Source organism: Nocardia sp. CA-119907 (assembly GCF_050955995.1).
Taxonomy (GTDB): domain Bacteria; phylum Actinomycetota; class Actinomycetes; order Mycobacteriales; family Mycobacteriaceae; genus Nocardia.
The window spans coordinates 3742696-3757555 of record NZ_CP192091.1; the positions used below are offsets into that span (position 1 = coordinate 3742696).

Consider the following 14860-nt stretch of genomic DNA (forward strand, 5'->3'; position numbering starts at 1 on the left):
CGCCGATGACACGGCAGGGGAGGCAGCGATGACCAACCGATAGGGGCAGGCGATGGCACCGGCTCTGAGATGTCTTGTCTGGGAACTGGACAACACCCTCTGGGATGGTGTCGTGTGCGACGCGACCAGCGGCGCACCACGGCCGGCTGCCCTACGCACCCTGCACAGGCTCAGCGAACGCGGCATTTGGCATGCCGTCGCCAGCCGCAGCGATCGCGACCTGACCCTGAACAAGCTGTACCGGCACGGGCTCTATGACATGTTCTCGGTGATCGAGATCGGCTGGGGCCGCAAGTCGGCATCCGTGGTCCGCATCGCGCAGACGCTCGGATTGGCGCTGGACACCATCGGTTTCATCGATGCCGAACCGGTGGAACGCGCGGAGGTCGCCCGGAGGCTCCCGCGCGTGCGCTGCTACGCCGCCCGCAATGCCGACGTACTGCCCGCCCTACCCGACTTCCGTCCGGTGCTGCGCACGGGGCCATCGGCCACGCCGCCCATGGGATTCGCGAGCATCACGGGGTAGGCGCTCTTCTGCCCCCGCGTAGCCTGACCCGCGGGCGGATCGTCGTTATTCTCTGACCGTGTCGGCGGTCGTGCCCGCGCCAACGGCGATGACCCCCTGGCGGTTCGTCGCCGGATCCGCGCTGCTCGGCCTGCTCTACACCCGATCCTTGACAGCTGTCGTCAGCATCACCGCGGCCATCCAACTCGTGGCCCTGCTCGTCTTCGTCACCCGCCACCTTCGCCTGCGAACGCCGAATCGACCTCGACCCGCATGGCCGAGATCGATCGGCGGAGCTGACCGAGTCGACCGCTAACGCAATGCGGGCAGGAATGCGTCGATGTGGGCGAAGGTGGCCTCTGGTTGCTCCAGGTGGGGCAAGTGGCCGGCCGCGCGGATGATTTCGAAGCGGGCATTGCCGAAGGCGGCGGCATAGGCCGCGCCGTAGGCCGGGGTGACGATACGGTCGCTTTCGCCCCAGAGCAATAGGGCCGGTGTGGTGACCGCGGCCAGTCGCGGCAGCAATTGCGGATTGTGCATGTACGGGTCGGCCGCGTAATGCCGGAGCGCGACCATATTCGCCTGGCGCACGGCCGATTGCGCGGCAGGGATATCGGCGGGGTCCTGGTAGAAGCGTGCGGGGTCGTGGTAGGAGTGCTCGGCCACGCCCCGGGCGTCGAGAGCGAAGAAGTCGATGATCGGTTTGTCGTCGAACCACACGCCGGTCGCGTCGATCAGCACCAGCCCGGCGATGCGGTGCTCGTCATCGCGAACGGCCATTTCGGCGGCGATCCATCCGCCGATGGAGGAGCCGATGACGAGAACGTCATCCAGTTCGCGGTCGTGGAGCAGGTCCAGATAGGCGCGCGCGAGGTCGCCGATGCCGCCCGATCGCATCGGCGTGCCATTCCAACCCGGATGGGTCGGCATAAGGACATGGGACGTGCGCGACAGGTGCTCGGCGATACCGGCCACCGAGGCCGGGCCAGCGCCGCCGTGTAGGACGAGAATTGTTGGGCCGCTGCCTGATTCGGCGATCGTGAGCGGTTGCGGCTGGGCGTCTGCGGTCATCGGGAAGTGCCTCGATCCATTGACTAAACATGTTGATATAAACAAGCTTAGTCACTCTGCTAGGGTGATGTCCATGCCCGATGATCTGCAAGTGCTGGGACGCGCCGTCAAACAAGCGCAGTATCGCCACCATCGCGCGCTGGACGGTCGGCTCGCGGCCATCGGCAGCACCCTGGCCCAGTGGGATGCCCTGCGCGCCATCGATCGCAATCCCGGTGCCACCGCACGCGCCTTGGCCGAGGAGACATTCCAGAGTGAGCAGGCCTTCGGCACCCTCGCGAACCGCCTGGTCGCGCGTGGTCTGATCGACCGCACGCCCGGCCGCGGTCGCGCCATCGAACATCGGCTGACCACCGCCGGCGAGCAGGTGCTGCGCGCGGGAAACCAGGTCGCGAACGAGGTACTGGTCGACTCCTTCTCCGCATTGTCGACCGACGAACGTGCGACTCTGCTGAATTTGCTCCAGCGAATCGGCACGCACCGATAATCGGCGCGCTGATCGGCGTGGTCGGCGGCGCTCGGCGATCCGGGCGGGAATGATGTGGCCATGGCCAATGATCCGAACGTTCCCGATATCAAACCGCGCAGCCGCGACGTCACCGATGGGCTGGAGAAGACGGCCGCGCGTGGCATGCTGCGGGCCGTCGGCATGGATGATGCGGACTGGGGCAAATCCCAGATCGGGGTGGCCTCGTCCTGGAACGAGATCACGCCCTGCAACCTGTCGCTGGATCGGCTCGCCAAGGCCTGCAAGGAGGGCGTCTTCGCGGGCGGCGGGTATCCCATGGAATTCGGCACCATTTCGGTCTCCGACGGCATTTCCATGGGCCATGAGGGCATGCATTTCTCGCTGGTCTCGCGGGAGGTGATCGCCGACAGCGTCGAGACGGTGATGCAGGCCGAGCGGCTCGACGGTTCCGTACTGCTGGCCGGATGCGATAAATCGCTGCCCGGCATGCTGATGGCGGCGGCGCGGTTGAATCTGGCGAGCGTATTCCTGTACGCGGGCTCCATCCTGCCCGGTGTCGCGAAACTCTCCGATGGGAGTGAGCGTGAGGTGACGATCATCGACGCGTTCGAGGCCGTCGGCGCGTGCTCGCGCGGGTTGATGAGCCGCGAGGATGTGGACGCCATCGAACGCGCCATCTGTCCTGGCGAGGGTGCGTGCGGGGGGATGTACACCGCCAACACCATGGCGAGCGCGGCCGAGGCCCTGGGCATGTCGCTGCCGGGCAGTGCGGCGCCGCCCGCGACCGATCGGCGGCGCGACGGCTACGCGCGGCGCAGTGGTGAGGCGGTGGTGGAATTGCTGCGTCGTGGGATCACCACCGCCGATATCCTCACCAAGCAGGCCTTCGAGAACGCCATCGCCGTCGTCATGGCATTCGGCGGCTCCACCAATGCGGTACTGCACCTGCTCGCGATCGCGCACGAGGCGAATGTGGATCTGACACTGGACGATTTCGCCCGCGTCGGTCGCCGGGTGCCCCACCTCGCCGATGTGAAACCCTTTGGGCGACATGTGATGACGGATATCGATCGGATCGGCGGCGTGCCGGTGATGATGAAGGCGCTGCTCGATGCGGGCCTGCTGCACGGCGACTGCCTGACCGTGACCGGTCGGACGGTGGCCGAGAACCTCGCCGATATCGCCCCACCGGACCCCGACGGCAAAGTGGTGCGGGCCATGACCTCCCCGATCCACCCGACCGGCGGTATCACCATCCTCGCCGGATCCCTCGCACCCGGTGGCGCCGTGGTCAAATCCGCGGGCTTCGACTCCGACGTATTCACCGGCACCGCACGGGTTTTCGACGGTGAGCGGGCGGCGATGGACGCATTGGAGGATGGCACGATCACCGCGGGCGATGTGGTGGTCATCCGCTACGAGGGCCCCAAAGGTGGTCCCGGAATGCGCGAAATGCTCGCGATCACCGCGGCCATCAAGGGCGCGGGACTCGGCAAGGACGTGCTGCTGCTCACCGATGGGCGATTCTCCGGCGGCACCACGGGACTGTGCGTCGGACACGTCGCCCCGGAGGCGGTCGACGGCGGTCCGATCGCCTTCGTCCAGAACGGCGACCAGATCCGCCTCGACGTCGCCGCGGGCACCCTCGACCTGCTGATCGACCCCGCGGAACTCGCCCGCCGCGGCGAGGGCTGGAAACCGTTGCCGCCCCGCTACACCCGCGGCGTGCTCGCCAAGTATTCGAAGCTGGTCGGCTCGGCCTCATTCGGTGCCGTCTGCGACTGACGGCTGGTCGGGCGGGGTCGGGCTCGGTGTGGGCGAAGGATCGACAGAACAATCCTTCGCCGATATCGATCCTGATCCCGTCGATCGTCGCATCCGCGCTGCGTTACGCCTGACGGCTCAGCGCGATTCGGGCAGCACCGCCAAGTCGAGGCCGCGCAGCCGGGCCGGATCGGCGATCACCTCGTAGCCCGCGATCCGGTTGTGCTCGACCGTAACGGCAAGGGCGAGAAGCAGTTTGCCGCGCGGAGCGACGATAATGCCGACCGCCCCGTTGACGAGCGCGAGCGTGGCGACCTGCGAGCGGCGGCGCAGGATGACGGTCTCGCGGGCCACCTCCTGCGCGCCCCGGACGACCAGGGCCATACCCGAGGGCAGTGCGGCGGGATCGGCCGTGCGCACCACGTCGGGGGCCAGTACCGCGAGCAGCGCGTCGAGATCGCCGCTGCGGGCGGCGGCGAGGAAGGCGTCGACGACGTGCCGCTGCTCGGCGAGCTCCGCGGTGGATGCGGTGGCATCGCTGTGGGCCCGCGCGCGGGCCCGGCTGGCGAGCTTCTTGGTGGCGGCCGATGTCCGGCCCACTATGGGCGCGATCTGGTCGAACGGTACGGCGAACATATCGTGCAGCACGAACGCGACCCGCTCGTCGGGCCCGAGCGTATCCAAAACCACCAGCAGCGCCCGTCCGACCGAATCGATCAGTACTGCTTCGCTTTCCGGATCGCGGTCATAGGCGGAGTCGCCGAGATCGGCGATCCGATCGATCGGATCCTCGCGCCGGGCGGCCCGCGAGCGCAGCATATCGAGGCAGATCCGGGAGACCACCGTGGTCAGCCAGCCCGCGAAATTCTCGACCTCGCTGGTATCGGAGCGGGACAGCCGCAGCCACGCCTCCTGCACCGCGTCATCGGCTTCGCTGGCCGACCCCAACATCCGGTACGCGACGCCGCGCAGGTGATCGCGGTGCGCCTCGAATCGTCGCGCCAACAAATCCTGTGCGTGCATCGGTCACCTTTCGCGCTCGGCATCCGTCACGTGGTTGAGGCGATCGGGTGCCGCACCACGATCGCAGACTCACACAACCGAGACACCCGGAGGGTATTGCCATGTCAGTCGCGTATGTCGCCGTCACCATCCTCGCCGCAGTCGGCGCCCTGTTCGCCGCCGGTTTCGATATCGTCAGGGCGGATCAGGTGCGCGAGACCATGCGGGGCTATGGCCTCCCGTACTGGACACTCACCCCCTTGGCGGCGCTGAAAGCCCTCGGTGCCTTCGGCCTGCTGATCGGCCTGGCCATCCCACCGCTGGCCCTGGCCGCCGCCATCTGCCTCGTGCTGTTCTTCCTCGGCGCGGAAATCACCATCCTCCGCGCCAGGTGGTACACCCACCTCGGCTACCCTCTCCCATACCTCGTCCTGTCCGCAGCATCTCTGGGCCTGTTCGCCTTCGCCTGATTCCGCCTCACAGCCCCGCACGGCGTGCTCGGCATCACGACATTCGGTGCGGCACAGCACCTTCTGCGCATGCGCAGAGGGTGCAATAGTGCACTGCATGCCAATTCGGGCCGGCACGAGCCGAGGGAATCGAATCGCCTTGGCGTGAACGCCCATTTCCGCCTGATCACGGGGATCTCGCGGATCGAGCTCAGGAATGGGCGCTGATGCCGACTCGCTCAGCGATACTCGGCCAACCGGGGCCGAATGCCGATGCCGGCCAACGCGACGATCAAGAGCGCACCGCCATAGGGCAGCAGTTCGGCCATCCGGCAATGGCGCCTTGTCCGCGCGAACGCAATTACTTCAGGGAATTCCCGCCGACGTACCGCATGACGATGTAGCCGACCGCGGCCGCCACAGACGGGGAGCGGCGTTAGGAAGTCATGGCTCGAGCGGGACCGAGGCGCGGGATGCTGGCCGCGGCGATGGCGATGCGGGTGAGGCTGGCGATCGTGGCCAGCGCGACCGGCAAGACGACCACACCCTGTGGCGCGAGGGTGATTACCGTCGCCAAGGTCGTGATCAGAATCGCGTCGATACTCAAGGCGACAACCGCGGTAACCACCAACGCTTTTGCGGCCAATCGGGTCTCCATGCGCAGCCAACGACTCGCGCGACCCGTCGCGACTGTCGCGACCGCGGTGAACGGTGCGCCGATCATCACGGCGACCGCCATCACGACCAAGCCCGTTACCGTGAGGGGCCACGGCACGGCAGCGAATGATCCGAGTAATGCCGCTGTGCCCCACAGGATTCCGATCAACGGTCCGATCATCAGAAATCCGCGACCATAGCGATTGATCCGCTTCGAGGAGGTGACCGGCGCGAAATCGGCGGCGAGCAGCGCGGGCGCGCCGAATTCGTGTATCGCTGCCGCGCGGGCCTGTGGTAGGGAAAAGCCCCGCGCGAGAAAATGTTCCACCGATTCGTGCAGTCCGTCACCGATCTCGGTCAGGATTGCGCGCCGATCGCGACGTGCGCCGATCAGGCGTCGGTCGAGATCGCTGAGGTAGTCATCGATTACATTGCCGGACACGGTGTTTCCCCTATTCCTCCGTTTCCGTCCATCAATGCGCCCACGGCGCTGACGAATTGGCGCCAGGAGGCCCGCTCGATCCCGAGTTGCCGATGTCCCGCGGCGCTGAGCACGTAGGTGCGCCGCCGCCGTCCGGCCTCGGTCGACCATGAGCCGTTGATCAGTCCGGCCTGTTCGAGGCGATGCAGTGCCGGGTAGATCGTGCCCTTGGGCAGATCGAAGTGGCCGTCGGTCTGATCCCGGAGCGCGTCGATGACGCCGTAGCCGTGCCGTGGGCCATCGGCGAGCACGGCCAGGATCATGCCGTCCAGATGCCCTTTCAGCAATTCGGCACTCATGGGTAGTAATCCTACCCTTCGCCCCCTAGTCTATGGGTAGCGACACTACCCATAGGAGGTATTTCGGTGCGCTACCGAAGAGCAGCTTTCGTAGTCGCGGGCACCGCGGTGATCGCGGGGTGCGGCGACGGCGGATTGCCCGACGCCGACTTGATGCTGCGTGATGCCGCAATCTCCACCGGCGCGGTGCATTCCGCGCATCTGGTATTGCGGGCCGACGGTGCGGTGCCGGGGCTTGCTCTGCGCCGACTCGAGGCGGACCTGTCGACCGCGCAAGGCGGTACGGCGACGGGCACGGCGATTCCGGTGATCGGACCGACGACCCGGTTCGTCACATCCGAGGGCAAAGTGGTCGGCATCGCCCCGGACGGGACCAGGACCTCTCTGCCGTCGAATGTCGGCGTAGGCGATCCGACCGGACTGATCGGACGCAACGGTGCCATGGCTCGCCTGATCGGCTCGCTGCGCGAGGCCGAAACCGTTGCGCGAGCGGACTTCACCGGTATCGACGCGTTCGAGGTGCGGGCCGTGGTACCGGCGGAGACGCTGCGCGCCCTATTGCCCGCGGCCGGCACCGACGCGACTTTGACCGTGTGGTTGCGCGTGCGCGGCGCGCACCTACCACTGCACACCACCATCACCTTCCCGAACAGCCCGGGCGCACAACTGGACGTAACGGTCTCCGATGTGAGCACGACTTCGCCGATCAAGAGCCGACAGGGCGGCAGAGCATGACCGAACTCGAAACAGCACGCAGCGCAATCGAAGTACAGGAACTAACGGTCAGGCGCGGGAAGTCGAAGATACTGCACAACCTCGATTTCACCGTCGCCACGGGCAGTGTCACCGGTTTGCTCGGCCCCAGCGGCTCCGGCAAGACGACCCTGCTGCGCGCCATCGTCGGCGTGCAAAAGATCACCGGCGGTCGGGTCACCGTGCTCGGATTGCCCGCGGGCGCGGTCGCGCTGCGCGCACGGATCGGCTATGTCACTCAACAACCTTCGGTCTACGGCGATCTCACGATTCGCCAGAACGCCCACTACTTCGCCCGCATCCAGGGCAGCGGCCTCGCCGCCGCGGATGAGGCAGTGCGTGATGTCGGACTCGCCGACCTCGCCGATCGCCTCGTCGACTCGCTGTCCGGCGGCCAGCGCGCCAGGGTCTCGCTGGCATGCGCACTGCTGGCCCGTCCCGCCGTCCTGGTGCTGGACGAACCGACCGTCGGACTCGACCCGGTGCTGCGCCGGGACCTGTGGCAGCAATTCCATGCCCTCGCTGCGGCGGGCACCACCCTGCTGGTATCGAGTCATGTCATGGATGAGGCCGACCGCTGCGACCGGCTGTTGCTGTTGCGCGAGGGCCGACTGCTCGCCGACGCGACGCCGGGCGATCTGCGCGCCGCCACCGACGCCGACAATCTGGAAGAGGCATTCCTCCGACTGATTCTGGCACGGGACGTCACCTCCGAGGCACGAAAGGTGCTGACCTGATGTCGATTTCACGCACACTCTGGACCACGGCCCGAGTACTGACCCAGATCCGACACGACCGCCGTACCGTGCTGCTGGTCCTGTTCGTGCCCAGTCTCCTGCTGACTCTGCTGCGGTTCATCTTCGTGGATCGCCTCGATATCTTCGACCAGATCGGCCTGATGCTGCTCGGCATCTTCCCGTTCACGTCGATGTTCCTGGTCACGAGCGTGGCCATGCTGCGTGAGCGAGTGAGCGGCACACTCGAACGCCTGCTCAGCACACCCTTGCAGAAGCTGGATCTGCTGTTCGGCTATGCCCTCGCCTTCGCGGCGCTCGCCGCGCTACAGGCGTGTATCGCCGCGGCCGTCGCCTACGGGCTGCTCGGGCTGCGCACCCAGGGCAATATCGCGACGGTACTGCTGATCGGGGTGTCGACGGCCATCCTCGGCTGCTGCACCGGCCTGCTGACCAGTGCCTTCGCCCGCACCGAATTCCAAGCGCTGCAATTCCTGCCCGCCGTCGTATTTCCGCAGGTCCTGATGTGTGGGCTGATCTGGCCGCGCGCAGAGATGTCCACCGCGCTGCAACTGGCCAGTGATGTCATGCCGCTGCGCTACGCGGCCGACGCTATGAGTGAGGTCGGCACCTTCCCACTGCCGACCACCACGCTGTGGCTGGATCTGCTGGCCATCGCAGGGTTCGCGGTCGCGACTCTGCTCGGCGGCGCGGCTACCCTGCGCCGCCGAGCAGAGTGACGCTGGTCAGCCGAGAATGAAATCGGCCGCCTGCTCACCGATGAACACGCTCGGCGCGTGTGTGTGTCCGCGAATCAGCAGTGGCATGACCGACGCGTCGGCGACGCGAAGTCCTTGCACTCCACGCACTTCCAGTCGCGGCGTGACCACACTGCTCGCGTCGGAACCCATCCGGCAGGTGCCGACCGGGTGGTACAGGGTGTGCGAGAAGCCGTTCAGCGTCAGTTCCATCGCGGCTTCCATTTCCGCGGGCGCCTGCGGCGGATAGATCAGCGGACCGAGTACCGCCTTCATGGCCGGAGCGGCGGCGAGTTCGGCGCAGACCCGCAGACCCGACATGATCGCGGCCCGGTCCGCGCCGCCACTATCGGACAGGTAGCGCGGGTCGATGACCGGTTTGGCGGTCGGATCGCTGGACGCCAGTGAGATGCGACCCCGGCTGTGCGGGCGCAGCAGTACGGTCGCCAGCACCACGCCGTGCTCGGTCGGATCCACCAGGCCCTCGTAGAAGAACGGCGCTGGCGCGAAAATCAGCTCCAGATCCGGCAATTCGAGATCCGAGCGGCTGCGGATGAACCCGTACGCCTCACCGACATTGGAGGTGAGCATGCCGCGGTGCCGGATGAAATAGTCGAGTAGCTGAAGCGGCTTTTCCGCGGTGAACAGCGAATCGGATTCGACACCGTAGCCGAGCGCCGCAACCAGATGGTCCTGCAGATTGGCACCCACCTCGGGTGCATGGTGCACCAGCGGGATGTGGTGGCGCGCAAGTTCATCCTCGTCGCCGATACCCGAGAGCATGAGCAGCTGCGGGCTGTTGATCGCGCCGCCGCAGAGCACCACCTCGCGCCGGGCCGCCACGGTATGGGTGCTGCCGCCCTGGCGGTATTCCACCCCCGTCGCGCGCCGCGCCCCGGAGGGTGAGGTCTCGAAGATGATTCGGGACGCGAGCGCCTCGGTATGCACAATGAGATTCGGGCGGCGCATGGCGGGCTTCAGGTACCCGTCGGCGGTGCTCCAGCGCCTGCCGCCGTGCTGGGTCACCATGGTCTCGCTGAACCCCTCCGGCTGCGGCCGGTTCGGTGGCTCGACCTCGAACCCGGACTCCTTGACCGCGGCCAGGTAGGCCGCCGTCAGCGCGCGCGGACTGCGCTGTCGGGAGACATGCAGCGGCCCGTTCGCGCCCTCATCCGGGTATTGGGCGTCCTCGACGCTCTCGATCTTGCGGAACTGCTCGACCGCCGCCGCGAACCCCCACTCGTCTCCGGCCAGCAGCGCCCACTCGTCGTAGTCGGCGCGGAATCCGCGCACCCACATCATCGCGTTCATCGACGACGAGCCGCCGAACATCTTGCCGCGCGGCCAGTAGATCTGGCGATTCTTCAGCTCGGGCTGCGGTTCGGTGAGGTAGTCCCAGTCCACCTCCGAGCGGAACAGTTTCGCGAACGCCGCGGGAATATGGGCGAACCTGTTCTTATCCGGCGGTCCCGCCTCCAGCACCACCACTGTGACATTCGGGTCGGCGCTGAGCCGATTGGCCAGGACCGCACCCGCGGACCCGGAGCCGACGATCACATAGTCCGCGGTAGCTCCTGCTTGCACTGTCCCACTCCGATCTGCGCTGCGTATGGCAAACATACGAGCAAAACGCGGTCCGGCGTTCGGTTTCGGTGACAAACCGGACGTCTTTCCCGGATCAGATCTAGTGGGTGTGGCGGTCAGCGCCAGGTCAGCGGCGGTCGGAGTCCGAGATGTTCGCGCAGGGTGGTCCCGGTGTACTCGGTGCGGTACGCGCCGCGCTCCTGCAGTTCCGGAATCAGCCAGTCGACGATCTCATCGAGACCGGTGGGCACCAGATACGGCGAAATATTGAACCCGTGCGTCGCGCCGTGGCGGACCCAGCGGGTCAGCTCATCGGCGACCTGGCCGGGGGTGCCCGCGAAGCCGGATCGCTGCGAGGTCTCGATGGCGACCTGACGCAGCGACAGATTCTTGGCCTCGGCCAGCGCCCGCCATTCCCGCACGATCGCCACCGGGTCCTGCCCGTCGCGTTGGGCGCCGCGTTCACCGGAAATCACCTGGGGCCGTGGATCGTCGGCGGGCAGCGGGCCATCCGGATCGAGGTCGGACAGATCGCGACCCCACACCTGGCCGACCAGGGAAAGCGCGGTCTGACCGGTGAATTGCGCCTCCAGCACCCACCGCGCCTTCTCCTCCACCTCGGATTCCTTCTCGGCCAGCACGATCTGGGTCCCGGGCAGGATCTTGATGTCATCGGCCGGCCGGCCCGCACCCACCGAACGCTCGCGAATATCGTTCGCGAACGCCAGCGCGGCATCGAAATGCGTTCCGTGCCTGGAGAAGATGACATCGGCGTTGGCCGCCGCGAAATCGCGGCCCGCTGGCGAATCACCGGCCTGGAAGATCACGGGATGGCCCTGGGCGCTGCGCGGCAGGGTCGGGGTGATGGAGACCTGGAAGTGCTCGTTATCGCGGGTCACGGTGCGCACCGAATCAGGTGCGGCCCAGTGGATGTCGTGACGTGCGTTCGCGATCGCATTGTCGGCCCAGGCATCCCAGATCTCGCGGGCCGTCCGGATGAATTCACCCGCGCGCTCGTAGCGCTGGGCGTGGTCGAGAAAACCGCCGCGGCGGAAATTCTCACCGGTCCAGGCATTGTCGGTGGTGACGGCATTCCAGCCCGCGCGGCCGCCGGAGAGCAGGTCCAGTCCGGCGAGTCGGCGCGCGAGGTCGGCGGGCTCGTTATAGGTGGTGTTCTGGGTGGCGACCAGACCGATGTGCCGCGTGATTCCGGCCAGCGCCGCCAGCTGGGCGATGGCATCGGGACGGCCCGCGATATCGGTATCGAGCAGCTGACCGTTCTGCTCGCGCAGTCGCAGGCCCTCACCGAGGAAGAACGCGTCGAAGAGTCCGCGCTCGGCGGTGCCGATGATGCGCCGGAACGTCTCGAAGTCGATCTGGGAACCGCTGCTCGGATCCGACCAGATGGTGGAGTGGTTGACACCCTGGAAGAAGACGCCGAAATGAACCTGTGCGTCGGGGAACGGAACCTCGCGTCCACCCGCCGCCCGACTGTCGCCCGAGACTGTAGTCATCAGTGCTGATCCTTCGCGTATCGATTGATCGGCCGCGCCAGGCCGAGGTTGGCGCGCAGGGTCGAACCCGGCACCGGGCGGTGGATCACACCGGATCGGAACAGTGCGGGCAGGACATGGCGCGCCAGCGCCGGGAGGTCTTCGTCGATGACGGCCGGATGCAGGCGCACGCCGTCGACATGGTGTGCGAGTTCGGTAAGGAGGCGGACGAGGTCGGTGGGTGAGCCCGAGAACGTCAGGCGCTCTGTGGGATTCGCGGTGGCGTTCGTGTCGAGATCGGCGATGCGTTCAGCGGCGGTCGCATGCGGGATGTCCAGGGCGACATCGAGTTCGGCGAAGACCAGTGCGCCGGTGGCCCGCGCGCGGTCGGCGGCGGCGCGGGTCTGTGCGAGATCGCGCCCCGCGACGAGTATTACGTCCGCCGCGCCGGATTCGGTTGTGTCATCGGCGAAGACGACCACCTGCCCCTGCGGTGGCCGTGGCACGATCGCCGGACCCTTCACCGAGAAGGTCTCGCCGGTGAAGTCGATGTAGTGCAACTTGTCTCGATCGAGAAAACGGCTCGCGGCGTAGTCGCGCACGACGGCGTCGTCCTCCCATGAGTCCCACAGTCGGCGCGCGACTTCGATCGAATCCCGTTGTTCGCGTGCGAGCTCCGATTCGGTGCTGCGTGCGGGCCGACCCCAGGTGGCGGCGGCCGCCGGGTCGGCGATGGTGGTCGCGATCCAGCCGGCGCGCCCGCGCGAGGCATAGTCCAGTGTGGCCAGCTGCGAGGAGGTGTGGAACGGTTCCGCGTAGGTGGTCGCCACGGTCGCCACCAGTCCGATGGTGCTGGTGGTCGCCGCAACGAACGAGGCCCGCGTCACCCCATCGATGCGTGCGGCCGCATGTCCGACGGGCGGCAGGATCGAATCGTCGAAGCTCGCGAGCGTAAAGCCTGCGTTCTCGGCCGCACTGACGCGTTTGCGCAGCGTATCGCCAGTAAGGAAGGCATCGGGCGCATGCGCGGCCCGCCGCCACGCAGCCGGGTGATATCCCTCGCCATCCAATTCGATGCCCACGGCGAAGACATTTCCGCTCCTGCTCATAGGTATGACGATCGTCAAACTTGCTCGCTGCCGCCAGCATTAGCGTCGCGCTGATCCGAATCGGCCCAGCTTCGGATCGCGGTGTGGCGCAGTGTCGGGCCGCTACACCGTGACCGTTCCGAACCGAGTCCGGCAACGGCGCGATCCCGGGTTCGCCGTCCGAACGGCGAACCCGGGATCATCTGTCGGGATTACCGTGCTGCACGAGCGGACAGCGCCGCAGCCGCCAGCACCGTGACACCTTCCGCGACCGCCGTCCCGCCCAAGGCATGTGCTGCCGAGACCGCCGTGGTTCCCGCGAGGCCCAGGAATACCGACCCGAAGCAGGCGATGCCGACCACAACGCCGAGCTGCACGCTGGTGACCAGAATGCCGCTGGCATCGGCCGCGAGGGCCATGGGGATCTTGGCCAGCGTGCGGGTCATCAGCGGGCTGAAGGCCAGACCGTTGCCGATGCCCTGGATGCCGAAGACGACCAGCGCCAGCGGGCCGAAATCCGCACCGTCGCGCAGCATCACGCCGAGCACCACCATCGTGATAGCGGCGAGTACCAGGCCGAGCGGAATCATGGTGGCGTGGAAGCGATGCGGGATGCGCTCCCAGTTCAGACTGGCCAGTGCGAAGGTCGCACCCATCGGGATGAACAGCAGGCCCGCGTGCAATGCGGTGTAGCCGAGGGTGCTCTGCAAGTGGATGGCCATGACGAACATCCAGCCGCCGAAGGTGGCCATGATCGTGAACAGCGTGCCCGCGGTCAGTGCCAGTCCCGGCGACTTCAGCACGCGCTGGGCGAAGAGCGGTTCACCGTCGCGTGCCGCGACCGCCCGCTCGATCAGCACGAACAATCCGATACCGATCACACTGGCGCCCAAGGCAATCCACGTCCACAGCGGCCAGCTCTGCTCATGTCCCAATACCATGGGCAGCACGAGCAGCAGCACCGACACGGTGAGCATCGTCAGACCGGCCAGATCCAGCTTTCGATCGAATCGCGCTGTGGCCGAGGGCAGAACCCGCGGGGCGATCAGCAGGAGCACCGCGCCGATCGGCACATTGACCAGGAATACACCACGCCAGCTGCTCCCGAACAGGTCGGCATTGACGATCAGTCCACCCGCCACCTGGCCGACGACCATGCCGCCGGAGATGATCGCGGAGTACACGCTGAGCGCCTTGGCCCGCGCATTGCCGGTGAAGTTCCGCTGGATCATGGTCATGATCTGCGGAATCATCGCGGCCGCACCCGCACCCTGGACGAACCGGAACACGATGAGCGACAGCTCATTCCACGCCAGCCCGCACGCCAGCGAGGCGACGGTGAACACCGCGAGCCCGGTGATGAAGGTGCGACGCTGGGTGAACCGATCACCCAATCGTGCACCCGTGACGAGCAGTACGGCATAGGCGATCACATATCCGGCGACGATCAACTGCAATGCGGATCCGCTGGTATGCAACGAGGTACGAATAGAAGGTATGGCGACATTGACGATCGACGCGTCGAGCACCGCCATGAACTGTCCGGTGAGCAATACCGCGAGCACCGCGATGGTCCGCCGCGCACCGAACGCGGCGGGCTGAACGGCCGGACCCGCAACGGCCGACGTGGCCGCAGCGGTACTCGGCTGCAAGGTCTGGGTCATGTTCTAGAGCTTGCAGCCGACCCGACACCAGTAACAGGAGTCCAGTAACACTGGTACTGGCAACACCTGGATAGCGACCGAACGCTCGG

At 66.8% G+C, this 14860-nt stretch carries 16 protein-coding genes; 8 read left to right on the forward strand and 8 right to left on the reverse strand.

From position 1 onward, the window contains the following. The first annotated feature begins 52 nt into the window (after nt 1-52). Entirely contained in the window at nt 53-526 is a 474-nt protein-coding gene (locus ACQP2D_RS16695) for an HAD-IIIC family phosphatase (RefSeq protein ID WP_433684602.1), read from the forward strand. A gap of 58 nt (nt 527-584) precedes the next feature. Beyond that, complete coding sequence (locus tag ACQP2D_RS16700; protein ID WP_433684603.1) at nt 585-821, forward strand: hypothetical protein; 237 nt, start codon at nt 585-587, stop codon at nt 819-821. Here the strand turns inward: ACQP2D_RS16700 and ACQP2D_RS16705 are convergent. Next, entirely contained in the window at nt 818-1576 is a 759-nt protein-coding gene (locus ACQP2D_RS16705; protein ID WP_433684604.1) for an alpha/beta fold hydrolase, read from the reverse strand. The two genes, ACQP2D_RS16700 and ACQP2D_RS16705, sit on opposite strands and share 4 nt — an antisense overlap. Before the next feature lie 73 nt (nt 1577-1649). On the opposite strand from ACQP2D_RS16705, the gene ACQP2D_RS16710 reads away from it, so the two are divergent. After that, complete coding sequence (locus ACQP2D_RS16710; protein WP_433684605.1) at nt 1650-2063, forward strand: MarR family winged helix-turn-helix transcriptional regulator; 414 nt, start codon at nt 1650-1652, stop codon at nt 2061-2063. Nucleotides 2064-2123: 60 nt separating this feature from the next. After that, entirely contained in the window at nt 2124-3830 is a 1707-nt protein-coding gene (ilvD, locus tag ACQP2D_RS16715) for a dihydroxy-acid dehydratase (RefSeq protein ID WP_433684606.1), read from the forward strand. Between the two features lie 117 nt (nt 3831-3947). On the opposite strand, the gene ACQP2D_RS16720 is transcribed toward ilvD, so the two are convergent. Further along, nucleotides 3948-4832 (reverse strand): sigma-70 family RNA polymerase sigma factor, encoded by an 885-nt coding sequence (locus ACQP2D_RS16720; RefSeq protein ID WP_433684607.1) that lies wholly within the window; start codon nt 4830-4832, stop codon nt 3948-3950. A 101-nt stretch (nt 4833-4933) separates the two neighbouring features. Between ACQP2D_RS16720 and ACQP2D_RS16725 the strand changes: the two genes are divergently transcribed. Further along, a complete protein-coding gene (locus tag ACQP2D_RS16725; RefSeq protein WP_433684608.1) occupies nt 4934-5281 on the forward strand; it encodes a DoxX family protein in 348 nt (115 codons plus the stop codon). 415 nt (nt 5282-5696) lie between these two features. On the opposite strand, the gene ACQP2D_RS16730 is transcribed toward ACQP2D_RS16725, so the two are convergent. Continuing rightward, nucleotides 5697-6359, reverse strand: coding sequence for a permease prefix domain 1-containing protein (locus tag ACQP2D_RS16730; RefSeq protein WP_433684609.1), 663 nt, complete (start codon nt 6357-6359; stop codon nt 5697-5699). Next, nucleotides 6344-6697: a PadR family transcriptional regulator gene (locus ACQP2D_RS16735; RefSeq protein WP_433684610.1), complete on the reverse strand. Its 354-nt coding sequence runs from the start codon at nt 6695-6697 to the stop codon at nt 6344-6346. The genes ACQP2D_RS16730 and ACQP2D_RS16735 overlap by 16 nt, the downstream gene beginning before the upstream one ends. 66 nt (nt 6698-6763) lie before the next feature. Here ACQP2D_RS16735 and ACQP2D_RS16740 point away from each other — a divergent pair, with 66 nt between their 5' ends. Genes ACQP2D_RS16740 through ACQP2D_RS16750 form a run of 3 tightly spaced genes read left to right on the forward strand, consistent with a single transcriptional unit; the run spans nt 6764 to nt 8924 of the window. Continuing rightward, nucleotides 6764-7432, forward strand: coding sequence for an LppX_LprAFG lipoprotein (locus ACQP2D_RS16740; protein ID WP_433684611.1), 669 nt, complete (start codon nt 6764-6766; stop codon nt 7430-7432). Further along, nucleotides 7429-8187, forward strand: a complete 759-nt coding sequence (locus ACQP2D_RS16745; RefSeq protein ID WP_433684612.1) for an ABC transporter ATP-binding protein — start codon at nt 7429-7431, stop codon at nt 8185-8187. Before ACQP2D_RS16740 ends, ACQP2D_RS16745 begins: the two co-directional genes overlap by 4 nt. Beyond that, nucleotides 8187-8924 carry an ABC transporter permease gene (locus ACQP2D_RS16750; RefSeq protein WP_433684613.1) on the forward strand — a complete coding sequence of 246 codons (738 nt, stop codon included), beginning with the start codon at nt 8187-8189 and terminating at the stop codon, nt 8922-8924. The genes ACQP2D_RS16745 and ACQP2D_RS16750 overlap by 1 nt, the downstream gene beginning before the upstream one ends. A 6-nt stretch (nt 8925-8930) precedes the next feature. Here the strand turns inward: ACQP2D_RS16750 and ACQP2D_RS16755 are convergent, their stop codons facing one another. The 4 genes from ACQP2D_RS16755 to ACQP2D_RS16770 all read right to left on the reverse strand — a co-directional run bounded on the left by ACQP2D_RS16755 (nt 8931) and on the right by ACQP2D_RS16770 (nt 14771). After that, nucleotides 8931-10526, reverse strand: a complete 1596-nt coding sequence (locus ACQP2D_RS16755) for a GMC family oxidoreductase (RefSeq protein WP_433684614.1) — start codon at nt 10524-10526, stop codon at nt 8931-8933. 116 nt (nt 10527-10642) lie between these two features. Further along, entirely contained in the window at nt 10643-12040 is a 1398-nt protein-coding gene (locus ACQP2D_RS16760) for an NtaA/DmoA family FMN-dependent monooxygenase (RefSeq protein ID WP_433684615.1), read from the reverse strand. Next, nucleotides 12040-13128, reverse strand: coding sequence for an LLM class flavin-dependent oxidoreductase (locus tag ACQP2D_RS16765; protein ID WP_433684616.1), 1089 nt, complete (start codon nt 13126-13128; stop codon nt 12040-12042). The genes ACQP2D_RS16760 and ACQP2D_RS16765 overlap by 1 nt, the downstream gene beginning before the upstream one ends. Before the next feature lie 191 nt (nt 13129-13319). Next, nucleotides 13320-14771 (reverse strand): MFS transporter, encoded by a 1452-nt coding sequence (locus tag ACQP2D_RS16770; RefSeq protein ID WP_433684617.1) that lies wholly within the window; start codon nt 14769-14771, stop codon nt 13320-13322. Nucleotides 14772-14860: the final 89 nt, after the last annotated feature.

Coding starts and splice junctions, on each gene's coding strand:
- ACQP2D_RS16695 (WP_433684602.1), top strand. CDS start 53: ATGGCACCGGCTCTGAGATGTCTTGTCTGGGAACTGGACAACACCCTC.
- ACQP2D_RS16705 (WP_433684604.1), bottom strand. CDS start 1,576: ATGACCGCAGACGCCCAGCCGCAACCGCTCACGATCGCCGAATCAGGC.
- ACQP2D_RS16710 (WP_433684605.1), top strand. CDS start 1,650: ATGCCCGATGATCTGCAAGTGCTGGGACGCGCCGTCAAACAAGCGCAG.
- ilvD (WP_433684606.1), top strand. CDS start 2,124: ATGGCCAATGATCCGAACGTTCCCGATATCAAACCGCGCAGCCGCGAC.
- ACQP2D_RS16720 (WP_433684607.1), bottom strand. CDS start 4,832: ATGCACGCACAGGATTTGTTGGCGCGACGATTCGAGGCGCACCGCGAT.
- ACQP2D_RS16725 (WP_433684608.1), top strand. CDS start 4,934: ATGTCAGTCGCGTATGTCGCCGTCACCATCCTCGCCGCAGTCGGCGCC.
- ACQP2D_RS16735 (WP_433684610.1), bottom strand. CDS start 6,697: ATGAGTGCCGAATTGCTGAAAGGGCATCTGGACGGCATGATCCTGGCC.
- ACQP2D_RS16745 (WP_433684612.1), top strand. CDS start 7,429: ATGACCGAACTCGAAACAGCACGCAGCGCAATCGAAGTACAGGAACTA.
- ACQP2D_RS16750 (WP_433684613.1), top strand. CDS start 8,187: ATGTCGATTTCACGCACACTCTGGACCACGGCCCGAGTACTGACCCAG.
- ACQP2D_RS16760 (WP_433684615.1), bottom strand. CDS start 12,040: ATGACTACAGTCTCGGGCGACAGTCGGGCGGCGGGTGGACGCGAGGTT.
- ACQP2D_RS16765 (WP_433684616.1), bottom strand. CDS start 13,128: ATGAGCAGGAGCGGAAATGTCTTCGCCGTGGGCATCGAATTGGATGGC.
- ACQP2D_RS16770 (WP_433684617.1), bottom strand. CDS start 14,771: ATGACCCAGACCTTGCAGCCGAGTACCGCTGCGGCCACGTCGGCCGTT.